The sequence below is a fragment of the Pseudomonas sp. S3E17 genome (assembly GCF_024168685.1).
GTDB lineage: Bacteria > Pseudomonadota > Gammaproteobacteria > Pseudomonadales > Pseudomonadaceae > Aquipseudomonas > Aquipseudomonas marginalis.
On the sequence record NZ_JALJWE010000001.1, the window covers coordinates 1,382,903 to 1,395,277 of the forward strand.

At 51.9% G+C, this 12,375-nt stretch carries 13 protein-coding genes and 6 pseudogenes; 15 read left to right on the forward strand and 4 right to left on the reverse strand.

What is annotated here, in order from left to right; genetic code table 11:
• The first annotated feature begins 135 nt into the window (after window positions 1-135).
• From J3D60_RS05805 to J3D60_RS31340, 4 genes are all read left to right on the forward strand, one after another.
• Window positions 136-603, forward strand: a complete 468-nt coding sequence (locus J3D60_RS05805) for a TIR domain-containing protein (RefSeq protein WP_253490378.1) — start codon at window positions 136-138, stop codon at window positions 601-603.
• Window positions 603-1,229 (forward strand): hypothetical protein, encoded by a 627-nt coding sequence (locus J3D60_RS05810; RefSeq protein WP_253490380.1) that lies wholly within the window; start codon window positions 603-605, stop codon window positions 1,227-1,229. Before J3D60_RS05805 ends, J3D60_RS05810 begins: the two co-directional genes overlap by 1 nt.
• Window positions 1,230-1,232: 3 nt before the next feature.
• The gene (locus J3D60_RS05815) at window positions 1,233-2,369 is read left to right on the forward strand and encodes a nucleoside triphosphate pyrophosphohydrolase family protein (RefSeq protein ID WP_253490382.1); all 1,137 of its coding nucleotides are present in this window, start codon (window positions 1,233-1,235) and stop codon (window positions 2,367-2,369) included.
• A 335-nt stretch (window positions 2,370-2,704) separates the two neighbouring features.
• Window positions 2,705-3,028 carry a uracil-DNA glycosylase gene (locus tag J3D60_RS31340; protein ID WP_367399677.1) on the forward strand — a complete coding sequence of 108 codons (324 nt, stop codon included), beginning with the start codon at window positions 2,705-2,707 and terminating at the stop codon, window positions 3,026-3,028.
• 309 nt (window positions 3,029-3,337) lie between these two features.
• Here the strand turns inward: J3D60_RS31340 and J3D60_RS05825 are convergent.
• Window positions 3,338-3,647, reverse strand: a pseudogene (locus tag J3D60_RS05825) (transposase); the annotation flags it as partial.
• 108 nt (window positions 3,648-3,755) lie between these two features.
• On the opposite strand from J3D60_RS05825, the pseudogene J3D60_RS05830 reads away from it, so the two are divergent.
• From J3D60_RS05830 to J3D60_RS05850, 5 genes and pseudogenes are all read left to right on the forward strand, one after another.
• Window positions 3,756-3,893, forward strand: a pseudogene (locus J3D60_RS05830) (transposase); the annotation flags it as partial.
• A 181-nt stretch (window positions 3,894-4,074) separates the two neighbouring features.
• Window positions 4,075-4,320 (forward strand): IS66 family insertion sequence element accessory protein TnpB, encoded by a 246-nt coding sequence (tnpB, locus tag J3D60_RS05835; RefSeq protein ID WP_253490384.1) that lies wholly within the window; start codon window positions 4,075-4,077, stop codon window positions 4,318-4,320.
• Between the two features lie 154 nt (window positions 4,321-4,474).
• Window positions 4,475-4,864, forward strand: a pseudogene (locus J3D60_RS05840) (transposase); the annotation flags it as partial.
• Between the two features lie 17 nt (window positions 4,865-4,881).
• On the forward strand, window positions 4,882-5,025 hold the full coding sequence (locus tag J3D60_RS31345) for a transposase domain-containing protein (protein WP_367399665.1): 144 nt from the start codon (window positions 4,882-4,884) through the stop codon (window positions 5,023-5,025).
• Window positions 5,026-5,065: 40 nt separating this feature from the next.
• Window positions 5,066-5,149, forward strand: a pseudogene (locus J3D60_RS05850) (DNA adenine methylase); the annotation flags it as partial.
• A gap of 94 nt (window positions 5,150-5,243) precedes the next feature.
• Here the strand turns inward: J3D60_RS05850 and J3D60_RS05855 are convergent.
• A complete protein-coding gene (locus J3D60_RS05855) occupies window positions 5,244-5,999 on the reverse strand; it encodes a HEPN domain-containing protein (protein WP_253490386.1) in 756 nt (251 codons plus the stop codon).
• 5 nt (window positions 6,000-6,004) lie between these two features.
• Window positions 6,005-7,192: a DUF262 domain-containing protein gene (locus J3D60_RS05860; RefSeq protein ID WP_253490388.1), complete on the reverse strand. Its 1,188-nt coding sequence runs from the start codon at window positions 7,190-7,192 to the stop codon at window positions 6,005-6,007.
• Window positions 7,193-7,505: 313 nt separating this feature from the next.
• On the opposite strand from J3D60_RS05860, the gene J3D60_RS31350 reads away from it, so the two are divergent.
• From J3D60_RS31350 to J3D60_RS05885, 6 genes and pseudogenes are all read left to right on the forward strand, one after another.
• The gene (locus J3D60_RS31350; protein WP_367399666.1) at window positions 7,506-7,976 is read left to right on the forward strand and encodes a transposase; all 471 of its coding nucleotides are present in this window, start codon (window positions 7,506-7,508) and stop codon (window positions 7,974-7,976) included.
• A gap of 93 nt (window positions 7,977-8,069) precedes the next feature.
• Window positions 8,070-8,216 (forward strand): annotated as a pseudogene (gene tnpB / locus J3D60_RS05865) (IS66 family insertion sequence element accessory protein TnpB); the annotation flags it as partial.
• Window positions 8,217-8,263: 47 nt separating this feature from the next.
• Window positions 8,264-8,758 (forward strand): annotated as a pseudogene (locus J3D60_RS05870) (plasmid pRiA4b ORF-3 family protein); the annotation flags it as partial.
• 201 nt (window positions 8,759-8,959) lie between these two features.
• The gene (locus tag J3D60_RS05875) at window positions 8,960-9,250 is read left to right on the forward strand and encodes a type II toxin-antitoxin system ParD family antitoxin (RefSeq protein WP_253490390.1); all 291 of its coding nucleotides are present in this window, start codon (window positions 8,960-8,962) and stop codon (window positions 9,248-9,250) included.
• Window positions 9,251-9,252: 2 nt separating this feature from the next.
• Window positions 9,253-9,609: a type II toxin-antitoxin system RelE/ParE family toxin gene (locus J3D60_RS05880; RefSeq protein ID WP_253490392.1), complete on the forward strand. Its 357-nt coding sequence runs from the start codon at window positions 9,253-9,255 to the stop codon at window positions 9,607-9,609.
• 1,206 nt (window positions 9,610-10,815) lie between these two features.
• Window positions 10,816-11,196 (forward strand): hypothetical protein, encoded by a 381-nt coding sequence (locus tag J3D60_RS05885; protein WP_226524846.1) that lies wholly within the window; start codon window positions 10,816-10,818, stop codon window positions 11,194-11,196.
• Between the two features lie 46 nt (window positions 11,197-11,242).
• Here the strand turns inward: J3D60_RS05885 and J3D60_RS05890 are convergent, their stop codons facing one another.
• The gene (locus J3D60_RS05890) at window positions 11,243-12,343 is read right to left on the reverse strand and encodes a DUF4062 domain-containing protein (RefSeq protein ID WP_226524847.1); all 1,101 of its coding nucleotides are present in this window, start codon (window positions 12,341-12,343) and stop codon (window positions 11,243-11,245) included.
• Window positions 12,344-12,375: the final 32 nt, after the last annotated feature.

Genomic DNA, 12,375 nt, shown 5'->3' on the forward strand with positions numbered 1-12,375 from the left:
TGTAGTGCCTACAACATGAAAAGGGAACATCTAGGATCTGTATTGCTTTTTGGTCGGGAACTGTGACTATGGCGTAATGGACAAGAATTAAAGCTTAGAAGAGTACCATCTATGTACAAGGACTGGAGGTGACCGATGGCGGAGAAAAGGAATGTATTTATCAGCCATGTCCACAAGGATGACCATGGGCTGCAGAAGCTCAAGAATTTGCTAGCCCCTAAAGGGCTGGAGGTAAGAGATTCCTCCATTCATACAGGGAAATTCAACGATGCCACTGATGAGCACTACATCAAGACACAGATTCTTGCGCCAGCTATCAACTGGGCTGGCGTTTTTATTTGCTACGTTTCCCCCCAGACCAAGGACAGTGATTGGGTTAACTGGGAAATTGAATATGCAGCCAAACAGGGAAAGCGCATTGTTGGTGTATGGGAGCATGGCGAGAAAGAATGTGACCTCCCAAGCGCCCTTAAAGAGTATGCCGACGCTTTGGTTGGATGGAGTGGTAATGCAATCGTTGATGCAATCAACGGGAAGGATTCTTGGGAGAAGCCTGATGGTGATGCCTGTGATCAGGTGCCGTTGAAGAGGCATCCGTGCTAATGGCTCGTATTCATTCTTATGTCGTGCGGTATGACAGTGGTTTCGCGCCTAATCCATTCTACGGTTACTGTTCGCTTGCAACCTGCAAACCCAGAATCCGTCAAACAGCTCATGTCGGGGATTGGGTAGTTGGTAGTGGTAGTAATGATCGAAGTATTCGTCTTGGTGGACATCTCGTTTATGCAATGCGTGTAACTGAAGCGATGACATTTGATCAATATTGTTTAGATCCTAGGTTTGAATCCAAGAAACCGTACCGTAGTGGTAGTCGGAAACAAAGCTGTGGAGACAATATATATTTCAGGGCTGCAGGTGGGGCCGATTGGCAGCAGCGCGACTCGTTTCACTCTCATCCAGATGGCTCATCCAACTCGGACCACGTGGCACGTGATACAGGTGTTAACAGAGTTCTGATTAGCGACGATTTTGTGTATTTCGGAGGCGAAGGCCCGGAATTTCCCGATGAGTTGAAAGACCAGCAAGGCCGCCACCTATGTAAAACAGGAATTGGGCTAACCACCTTTTCTGATGTGCAACTGATTGCAAACTTTGAAAAGTGGATTCGTAGTTTTGGTGTGCGCGGTTATCAGAGCGCACCATTCGAATGGCTGACTCTCCGCAGGTGACCTATGAAAAAAGAAGGCTCACTCTTACTGTCAGATTACGCTGCGGAAATCGCAGCTACAGACGTACTTGATTCGCATGACTTCAATCCAGTCCTCCAAGGACTATACGGAGAAGTTGGTGGAATAATGGCTACGGCCAAAAAAAATGTTCGCGAGAGAACGGCATACCCTGGTTTTAGGAAGGCGGCGGAAGAAGAATTTGGGGACACTCTTTGGTATTTAGCGGCAATCTGCAGACGCTTGCAGATCCCTCTTGAAGATATCTTCGCGGAAGCTGCGAATCACGGAAACTTCAGAAATTTAGGAGCTGCAAGTGATGTAGCCGAAGGTGCGTTAGCTTATATCGCTGTACCCGTAAACTCGACTACTACCTTGGATACCACATTGGTACTTCTTGGACAATCAGCAGCGGCTTTGCTGGGAAACACTCCTACCCGTACTAATTTGGTTTCTTTCGCACGAGCATACTTGGATGCAATGCACGCAGCCAAACTTGCGTTTTCGGAGGTAGCTCGCGGCAATCTTCGGAAGGCTCGTGGCGCGTTTTTGGAGCCTCAAGTAGATGATTTAGCTGGCCTTGATTTCGACTGTGAGTTTGGGATCGAAGAGCAGCTTCCTAGGGACTTTAGGATACGGGTAAATCAACGAGGAAGCGGTAAGAGTTATCTCCAATGGAAGGGGGTATTCATTGGAGATCCGCTGACTGACAACATTGCCGATAATGATGGCTATCGGTTCCATGATGTCTTTCACTTTGCTTACGCAGCAATCCTGCACTGGTCGCCTGTAACGCGGGCATTGATTAGACACAAGCGGAAGAGTCATCCGAGGTATGATGAAGAACAGGACAGTGGTCGGGCCATCGTCGTGGAAGAAGGGGTTTCGGCGTGGATATTCTCCAGAGCCAAGGAGCTGAATTTCTTCGAGGAACAAGAAAAAATTTCACTTGGGCTTCTCAAGACTATTGGCGAGTTCGTGGCTGGTTACGAAGTTGAGAAATGCCCGCTGAAGCTCTGGGAAAGAGCGATTCTGGATGGCTATGCTGTCTTTCGCCAGCTTAAGGCGAACCAAGGTGGTTGGATCATTGGAAACCGAGAACAACGCACCATCACATACATGCCGCTTGAGTCTGAAAAATGAAGATCCACCCATTTGTTGATGCAGTCGCTTCGCTGCAGTTTGAAGACTGCTTCAATCCGTATTCGGATCGTTGTGAAATTCATGACCGGCGCGATGCACCGCGTCGCCGTGCTGCCGCGCTGTCCGCCATGTTGCGTCGTGCAACTGAGGAGCCCGTAGATGCGATATGGATCGGACGAGACCTCGGATATCGCGGAGGACGCCGTACAGGCTTAGCCCTGACTGACGATGTTCACATAAGCCAGCACACTAGACGCTGGAATCTTGACCTAGCCTCCGAGCGACCGACGATAGGCAATGCTGTGGCCGAGCGAACCGCTGCGGTCATATGGGGGATGCTGGAAAACATTGATGCTCGCATCTTCTTGTGGAACGTCTTTCCTCTTCATCCGCATGAATCAGGAGATCCGTTCACAAACCGGCAGCACAACGCGAGTGAGAGACGCGCAGGTGAAGCGCTTCTACAGCAGCTCATTGACTTACTACGGCCCTCTCGCATCGTGGCCATTGGCAACGATGCTGCCGCTGCGGCACATCGCATTACAGATTCTGTACCCGTGGTTTGCGTAAGACATCCTAGCTACGGGGGGCAGACCCAGTTCCAGAAGCAGATATCGGAGCTCTATGGGCGTCGTATGAGCACTGGATCGTTGTTTTGACGGGCCTCGCTTCTTAGCGAGCGGTGATTGCCGTTTCAATCCCTCATGACAGTTGTCTCTGACGTAGTTGTAGGCCTGCACTAATGTTGAAGCTCGGTAGGGCGTGGAGCTTTTCGTCTAGCATCGGTCGCGGTATGGATGGCAGTTACCTGCCACCCCCCGCACAGATCCGTACGTGCGGAACTCCCGCATACGGCTCCTGCCTTGGGTTCGGGACGCGAAGCGATCCTTAGGATACGGGTGTGCGTTCTTTGAGCTCGGTATGTAGTGATCTGTGAGGTATGCGTCCGGGCATCACGTCTTGCGTGATTAAACCGGCTGCCACTATATGCGGAAGCAACTGCTCAATTTCACTCGCCCGCTGCGTCGGCAGACGCGTGAGAACATCCTTTAGATAGGCGTACGGATCGTGGCCATTCAGCCGCGCTAACTGGGTCAAACTCATGATCGCCGCAGATCGTTTTCCGCTGCGTAGCGACCCGGCGAAGAGCCAGTTCTTGCGCCCAAGAGCCCATGGCCTTATCTGATTTTCGATGTGGTTGTTGTCTATCGGTACCGTGCCGTCATCCAGATAGCGACTCAACGCCACCCAGCGCTTGAGGCTGTAGTCCAAGGCTTTGGTAATCCCCAACCGGCCGGTGAAGTCACTTACGTGATCCCAGCCATAAAGGCGATGTTCCCCACTTAAAAATACGTGGACACCATCGTCCTTATCGTCAGGATCGCAATGCGCCAACGAAGCTCTTATTCCAAATCTTTTAAAACCCAGGTCGTTCAGGAATGCTTGCAACCTGGAATTTCGATCGCCAGCGTAGCCTTACGGCACGGCATCAACGCCAATCTGGTTCGCAAATGGATACCTGTTTATCGAGATCATCAGGTACCGGCTTTACCCGCTTTCGTTCCGTTGAAGCTGGAGCCGAGCATCCAACCCGATCAGCAAATGTCTGTCATCATCGAAGTCCCTTTTGGCCAGCAGACGCTCACAGTAAAGTGGCCATCCTCAAATCCGAAGGGTGCACCCGATTCATCCGTGGGCTCACTCGATGATCCGCATAGACTCCATCTGGCTCGCCACCGACCCCATGGACATGCGTGCCGGCACCAAGACTGCGCTGGCCAGGGTGATCGCGGTGTTCGGTGCGGCGAAGCCTCACTGCGCTTATCTGTTTGCCAATCACCGCGCCACTCGAATGAAAGTGCTGGTGCATGATGGGTTTGGCATCTGGCTGGCGGCTCGCCGATTGAACCAAGGCCAAGTTCCACTGGCCAGGCATTCGTCAAGGCCTTGAACTCGAGTTGAATACCGAGCAACTTCAGGCCTTGGTGTTGGGTTTACCCTGGCAACGCATGGGCAGTGGCGGTGCGATCACACTGCTTTAAAAAAGCTGAAATTGGCGCCTTGGCCTACTGATGCAAGCGACCTGCTTTGGTGCAATCCAAGGTATGACTTTTTCTCCCAATCTCGACCAAATGTCCTCCGACCAACTGCGCGCCCTCGCGGCGAAGTTGCTGTCGCAAGTCGAGACCATGGACAAGAAGATCAACCGCGACCAAACGGTTATCGAGAAGCTGACCCACGAAATCGCGCAGCTCAAGCGTTTCAAGTTTGCCAAGCGCAGCGAGCAGCTGAATCCAGAGCAGGCCAGCCTGCTCGATGACTTGATCGATACCGATATCGTCGCGATTGAGGCTGAGCTTCAAGCCTTGCAAGCGGCTCCAACGCAGCCTGAGAAAAAGCAAAAGCCTAAGCGCGCGGCATTGCCAGCAGAGTTTCCACGCACGTTGATCCATCACGAACCAGACAACACTCACTGCCCATGTGGCTGCGCGCTAAACGCGCGTCGGCGCTAATGAGCCTTATCCAGTCGGCCAAACTCAACGGGCATGACCCATATGCTTACTTGAAAGACGTTCTGGCGCGACTACCAACGCAGCGTGCAAGTGAGATCGCCGAGTTGTTGCCGCATAACTGGGTACCGTTGCACAACCTGTGATCCCCGTTCGGTTACGTTGGGCGGACAGTTACGCAACACCAATCAGCGCCAAGGCAAAGCCGAGATGAGCGGGGAGCTCGTGATCATGAATTGGGAGCCTGCCGCGTTAGGGGGATTTTTCTAGCGACAACAATAGGTGTCATACATCCCCTCCATTTTTCCCAGACTACACAGGAGGGGATTTGTTGCATTTCGAAGATCTGGTGGTTTTTTTAATTTTACATATCTTGAATTTCTAATGGCGCCCCTAGAGCTATTGGCGGTGAAAGTGCAGTCAAAGTTTCACAGAGAGCAACGCCAAAGCTTATCAGTAGATTTAAGTCATTGATGATTTGGCCGGGGCCACTGGATTGGCCTGGATTTAGCGCGTGAGCAATCGCGTTGCGGCGCTCGAAAAACTCTTCAAGGTGTACCAGCAGTTTTCCATGGGCCTTGGCGGGGTCTGCGTCGCCAAATATTTCAAGTATCGTAGGTTTATCCGAAATTTTCTTGCAGGTGTCTCCTAGCCCGCTAACTTTAAAGAGTCCATTAATTTCGTTTGGACGCATATTGTTTTCGTTGTGGATTAGGTCTTTATATATATCTTGTGTTAAGTCTCCTTTGCAGAAATCGTGTATGACATTGAACTTTGCTTGAGCTATTCCGAATATATTTTCTTGTCCGCCGCCTATTTGGTTGCCATCAAACCTGACTTTCGAAAGGCCATCCATAGTTCTTTTCCAAGCTGTAGCTGCTAACTTGTTTGGAAGCTTATCGAAAGACTCTGTTGCGGAGACTACAGCACGCGCATATTCCCTTGCCATTTCTCTGACGTATTCTTCGAAAGTGGCCGCGAGCAGCAGAGTGGCAGAGTTGGCGGCGGCAATTCTTGCCTTAGCGGGTTTCTGGGGATCATTAAATGTTTCGACAAGGGAGCGGATGGCCTCCATGTCGTCTACGAACTCTTCAGTGACTATCTCAAAAGGAGTCGCCACATTAATTACTCCGGCCGCAGGATTGTTCGCATCAAAGTGATGCGAGCTTTCACGGCATTGGCAGTATTACCTTGTCCGGTAAGAGTGCTTATGCCTTCCGCATTATTAAGAGCGGCTGCCATCCGTTCTTGAATCGCTAGGCCATCGCTCCGAATGGAATCCCTGTGCTCCCACAGATCATTCATAGCTACCATTGCCGAGTCGAACATAGCTGCGGATACTCGTGATCTGCCCTTTTCGTCAGGGGGGAGTACGAAAGGATTGCCATTGAAAATCTTGTATAACAAGGTAAAACGCTCAATGAATTCTTGTTTCATCACTTCTCCTTCTTGCTCAGAGGTGACTCGTTCCATTGCTCTGTCTAACATTGATTTCATTGAGCCTCGAATATTTGCTTCGTCTCTGAGAGCAAAGTAGCGAAGCACAAGCTGGCAATCACCCATAGTGGAATAAAGGTTGTTTTTCTGACGTAGAGGATTTTCATAATACTCGTTCGGATCGGACTCAATATATGGCGGAATATCGAAAACCTCTGTAAAAAGATTAAATCTAGTCAAGTCAATAATGACTTTGTTGAAACTCCCGGCATTGAGTGCGTTGCGAATTTCTTGCGGATTTAGTTTGGTACCCCCAGTATTCAAACGATCGAAAATAAATCGTCGTATATCTGTTAGCGAAAGCCTACCTTGAGCTTTTTCAGGTTCGCTTTCTAGCAACAGCACAATTGCAGACAGACTTGCCCGATCCAGCGCTCGCTTGATTCGCGTCGGGCAGCGGTGATAGCGAAGCCCAATGAGGGGCTTGAGCACTGTAAGCCCAGTTAGTGCAAAGTCATTGGCAATAAACTCCCGGACGGTATTCAGGCGTTGCTGGCCATCCATCACTTCATATCGAGCGGCGTCGCTTTCATATAAAAATACTGGAGGCACTGGTATGTTTAGAAGTAATGATTCTATGAGCTTTGATTTTTGAGCAACGGACCATCTCAGGCGACGTTGATATTCAGGTCGAAGATTAAGCACTTCCCCTTTGTCGATAAGGTCGCGTATCTGCGGAAGAAAAAAATTGTTTGTTTGATAGATTATTCGAAATGCATTTTTTGCAAAGTATTCATCTGGGTCAACGTGTTGAGTCTCCGTAGTCATGCCCTCAGCCTCGTCTTCCGGATCACCCATCAAGATTTCGATATCCATCCTTCCTACCTCGATCATTTCAGTCGTCAATGTGTGGTAGCTATAGTGCCCTAGGCGCCAGTTCATTGCTCATTGCAGCATACAGGGTTTGGATCCAGTCCAGCTTTACTGCATAGTTTTAGGGCAAAATGGAGGCCTTTACCGGCCGCTCTAATGCGCTGGCGATATAGCCCCCCCATATTTCGCGGCCTATAGCGGTAGGTCGACCCATCGGTGGGGAATTCCTACCTACGCTCATTGTGGACTCTGGACGCCAATGTAGACCGGCCCCATCCTCTGCGATTCCAGAAAAAATGGGGGGCTGGTACCTGCAATGTTGCGGTTACATGTTGCGAATGTCGTCGTTTGCTTTAAGCACAAACTCAAACCGTCACCGTCCACCCAACACCCTCTCCTGAGAGCCCTCCCAATTCGCCAAGATAGTGGGCACCATTTTTTAGTGGACACTACTTTGGATACAGCTCCCCTTCGTTGCCCTGGTCGCCGCCCGAACTTCCCTCCCGCTTTCAAGCGCAAGGTCGTCGAAGCCTCATACCAACCTGGTGTCTCCGTGTCGTTGATCGCTCGCGAACACGACGTCAACGTCAACATGGTCTTTCGCTGGCGGCAGCAGTACCTAGATGGGGTGTTCGGCCCGGTCAGTCGGGGGGGGCAACACTGTTACCCGTTGAAGTTATTGACGCGCCTATTGAATTGTCGCCACCCGCGCCGCTGCCGCAAGAACCCATTCCGAGATCCTTATAGAAGTAGGAAAAGCCAAGCTACATATCACCGGCACGCCTGATCCGCAGACCTTGCAACTCACCTTGCAGCAGTTGCTGTGATGATTGCACCTCCCGCTGGAATCCGTATCTAGATCGCCGCCGGCGTCACTGAAATGCGCCGTGGCTTTGATGGATTGGCAGCGTTGGTACAAACACAGCTGGAAACCGATCCCTTCTCCGGCCAGATTTTTGCCTTTCGCGGACGGCGCGGTGATCGAATCAAATTGCTGTGGTGGGACGGCGACGGCTTATGTCTGTTCTGCAAACGCCTGGAACAAGGCCGCTTTGTCTGGCCCCAGGCAACCAGCGGCAGCGTGTCTGACGTTGGGTGGCGGTGCCTGAAAACATCACCTTGAGCAAGTTACATCGCGTGATCCAGGCCGTTTTTGGCTGGTGCGATACGCACCTGCATGAGTTTGAAATTGATGATGAAAGTTATGGTGTACCGGACGCGGAATGGGGCCCGCCAGTGATTTCGGAGCAGCGCAAAAAGCTGATCAGCATGTTGTACGGGAAGAAGACGTTTCGCTACGTCTATGACTTCGGCGATAACTGGGAACTGCGTATTAAAGTTGAGAACACTTTGCCTGCAATTATTTTCCCGCAAGTGCCATGTTGCATTGATGGGGCTAATGCACGCCCGCCGGAGGACATTGGTGGTGCGCCAGGATATGAAGATTTTCTGGCAGCGTTGGCGGATCCGAATCACCCTGAGCATGAGGCAATGTCGGAATGGTATGGGGATGATGGGTTCGATCCGACGGCGTTTGACTGCGAGCGGGTCAATCAATGGTTGAAGTAGGCGAAGGTCTGATCAGCAAGAGGGTGTCGGGCGGACGCTTACGTTTTATTAATGGGTGGATCACTTTAATCTTGCTGATTAGCGCCGAGTCGGCCATCACCTGATCGCCGAATGTCAGCCCCAAACTATTCCCCCCTGAACGAAAATGGCATAATATGCCAACAATCAAAAGTACCTGTTTGCATAGAACTGGAGCTAGTTATGGCGACGCGAAACGTTGTGCTCACCCCTCACCAGGAACAGGTTATCCATGACCTGGTGCAGTCCGGCCGCTATCAGAATGCCAGCGAAGTGATGCGAGAAGGTTTACGTTTATTGGAGCAGCGCGTCGCCGAAGACACCGCCAAAATTGAGGCACTGCGTCAGGCAACCTCAATCGGCATCATGGATCTTGAGCGCGGGCGCTTTACTCAGGTGAACGACGGAGATCTGGAGCACTACCTCGAGGGTTTGAGCATGGAGGCAACCCTCCCCGCGCGCGAGAAACACTGAGCATGCCGCAGTATCGGATTTCCAACCCGGCGCGCGCCGACATTGTCGACATCCTTAGGCTCTCCCAGACGCAGTTCGGCGATCAAGCACGCCAGCGCTACCAGGCGCTGATCCTCGCGGCGCTGCAAGCGCTTGCCGACACGCCTTATTGCATTGGCAGCCACGACCGCGACGAGCTTGCTCCGGGCCTTCGCAGCTATCACCTCATCTATTCACGCCAGCAGGCCAAACAAACCCATGGAACGGTCAAAAGCCCACGCCATATCGTGTTCTATCGTGTGGCAAACGACGACGTGATCGAGGTCGTCAGACTCCTTCATTACGCCATGGAAGTGCAGTTGCACTTGCCTAATGACTGATCACCGAGCTAGCCCAAAGGGCTAACTGGCCATGAACAGCGAAGGTAAGGTGCCCCCTCGCCCTCGCTGTCAGTCGACTCGGCAGCCAATTGAAGCGGGAGGTTTTGGACCTAACCTGACTATCGAGACCCAAGACCAGAAACACGATGTTCAACTTTGCGTACCACTTCAATGCTGAACAACCGCTTCTAAAGTGTTTTCGTGACCAGGCGCCTAACATTACGCTCCCGCTCTCGATGGGCACGTGTATCGATGCCCATGGCGACCAGCGCCTTGGCAACATCACGCAGAGCACGAACACTTCGCGTGCGAGTCAATTTCAGGATAGGTGCTGAAAAACACACCCGACAACACCGCTTAAAGGTATCGACTCATTACCCATGCACTCTTCCGAACAAGCAAGGGTTTGCCAGATACGGGTTGCTCATCCAGTATACGGAGGCACACTGAATACCAGCCACGGCCACCGAGGTCCGTGTCAGAAATCGCCATTCGCGATCGCTCGCACACCCGGTGCGAGCGGGGGCAAATCTGGGGGCATATTTTAGATTTTTTGAGCTGAAAATATTGTCCTAGAGCCCAGTCAAAATGTTCTTTGGCGACCCTGAGAGTCTTTAGACGTCGTCGGGCAGGCTGTTGATCTGATCATTTTTGCCTTTTCATAGACCATGGAGATCCATCCACTTCCAGAAAATTGCTACATTGGGGGCATATCTGAGGGCATGCTTTGGATGGTTTGAAAAGGATGCCCCCAGCCTAAGGCTCAACAATCTTCTTCTCGAAAAATCACCTGCGACAGTTCCCTATCGCCGTTGAATGCTATCGGATCACCTCAGCTCAAATACGCAGAGTGCTCATTGCCGTTGGAGCAGTCTGAGCGCTTGCTGGGTTGATGTCGCAGTGGCTGACACAGGCATCGCTTGCAGGACAACCGTCGCCCCACGATCACGCCGGTTTTCAAAAGCCCGTAAGGGCCCTTCTACCCCCGAAGATTGAAAATCCAAACGACCAACAAGTACTAACTCAATAGCAATCATTCATAGGTTGGGGCGATCTGAAATCGGCGTTGAGGTACGTGGAGCCCGCACAGCAGTTCGGCGGGCTAGCCAAGAAATTGGAAGGTTCCGCTTAACCTCTTGAGCTTCCTGGCGTTCCAACCATTTTTCATCTATGAAATGAGTACCGTAGGCAAACCAAGGAAGTGGTATGGAACTGGTTACCGTTGCATGCATCGTGCTCAATCGTATTGGCTCTGCCAACTCAGCAGGATTCGGCTTCGGAAGGCATCGCAGGCAGCAGTTTTTCACCGAAGTGATTGACGACGAAGTGGACACTCTCCGCCAGAAAGTGATTGAGGTTGCAGAGGCAAATGGAGAGAGGGAGGGAGCACTTCACAACCTGACGCGCGCCCAAAACCTAGGCTTTCCACCCGGCCAGATAGTGTTCGACGTCCAAGGAATATCCACTCAATACAGTGACCCCTACGCCGCTTGTGTTGTTTTCCCCGCCCTCAAGGTGGCTGGCCGTTTCTTCAAACTTGAAGAGGTGGCTGAGAGCGGGATGATCCTTCATATTTCTTCCAGCTAAGTACGCGAGGCGCGCCTGGCAGCCCTATGCCAGGCGCAAAGACAGACTATGACGACAGTTTACGCTTGAACTTGAACATCACGTCATCAAGCCATCGCCCATAAGCCGCAGGGGTAGCTGGGACGAGCAGCCGGCGTTCCTCCACCTCTTGCTCCGACCGGTGCGACATAGTGAAACTGCTGGTGGCAACCGCAGGCGGCTCAGCAAATACCTTGTATGAAACGCCATAGAGAGACAGTTGAAACCACCCTCCTCGGCCCTGGCAAAGAATCTCATGCGCAGCCTCTGCCAAGCGTCTCACTTGAGTTGGCGATATGTAGTACCCGTCAAAGTGGTTAGACGTGCGGACTGGGTTTGCCAAGGACATCGACAACCAGGACAGTCCACGATCGTGATGCCGCCAAATCAAGCCCGGAGCATCAATTCCAGTAAGCTCATCCCTGTCGAAGTCCACATAGCCGGCTTTGACCGTGCTGAGTCCAGCTTGGCAAAACTTCAAGAAATACGATTCATGCTCCGCGTGGATGGCACGCAGACTGCCAGGGCTAGCAGGCTGAGGGAGGAAGGCCAGCTCGATCCGTGTTTCGTGGTCTCTGCCACCCCACCGACCGGTGGCGTTCCGAATCTGAAGTTGTTTCTCAAATTCCTCCTCACTAACTGCACTTCGGTTCGTATTCAGCTGGTTTAATGCCCGGACGATACCATCCGAAAGCTCCTGCTCATTGGCGAATGTCGCGCGGAAAAGGCCGTCGACATAATCCGATACTTCCCAGCGAAACTCCTGCTGAGGCCCCTCCACGTCCACATCGTGCAGGAACGCGAGGATGGGCTTGTCTGCAGCACGAGCGCGCCGGAACTCTTGCTGTGTCACTGACTCCCCAGATGCAGTTCTGAATCCGAAATCTGCACCTAGCACCAGCACCACCACATCTGCCTGCTCGACCTCAGTCATGCAAGCTTCTTGAGAGGAATAAGGCCGCGCCCCAAAATCCTCGCACATCACTGGCACATGCCCCAGCAGCGTGACAGCTTTCTTGGCTGCCGCCCGATAGCTCTCAAAGTTTCGAACGACAGAGCTGATGAAAACGTTCATAAAACCCCCAATCACCCCAAGATTCGCCAAGCTCGCATGAGTTTGAGCAGCCAAAGCGCACGCCTTGTTAGCATGGCTACTGATCA

Coding starts and splice junctions, on each gene's coding strand:
- J3D60_RS05805 (WP_253490378.1), top strand. CDS start 136: ATGGCGGAGAAAAGGAATGTATTTATCAGCCATGTCCACAAGGATGAC.
- J3D60_RS05810 (WP_253490380.1), top strand. CDS start 603: ATGGCTCGTATTCATTCTTATGTCGTGCGGTATGACAGTGGTTTCGCG.
- J3D60_RS05815 (WP_253490382.1), top strand. CDS start 1,233: ATGAAAAAAGAAGGCTCACTCTTACTGTCAGATTACGCTGCGGAAATC.
- J3D60_RS31340 (WP_367399677.1), top strand. CDS start 2,705: ATGCTGGAAAACATTGATGCTCGCATCTTCTTGTGGAACGTCTTTCCT.
- tnpB (WP_253490384.1), top strand. CDS start 4,075: ATGATCCGCATAGACTCCATCTGGCTCGCCACCGACCCCATGGACATG.
- J3D60_RS31345 (WP_367399665.1), top strand. CDS start 4,882: ATGAGCCTTATCCAGTCGGCCAAACTCAACGGGCATGACCCATATGCT.
- J3D60_RS05860 (WP_253490388.1), bottom strand. CDS start 7,192: ATGGATATCGAAATCTTGATGGGTGATCCGGAAGACGAGGCTGAGGGC.
- J3D60_RS31350 (WP_367399666.1), top strand. CDS start 7,506: ATGTTGCGGTTACATGTTGCGAATGTCGTCGTTTGCTTTAAGCACAAA.
- J3D60_RS05875 (WP_253490390.1), top strand. CDS start 8,960: ATGGCGACGCGAAACGTTGTGCTCACCCCTCACCAGGAACAGGTTATC.
- J3D60_RS05880 (WP_253490392.1), top strand. CDS start 9,253: ATGCCGCAGTATCGGATTTCCAACCCGGCGCGCGCCGACATTGTCGAC.
- J3D60_RS05885 (WP_226524846.1), top strand. CDS start 10,816: ATGGAACTGGTTACCGTTGCATGCATCGTGCTCAATCGTATTGGCTCT.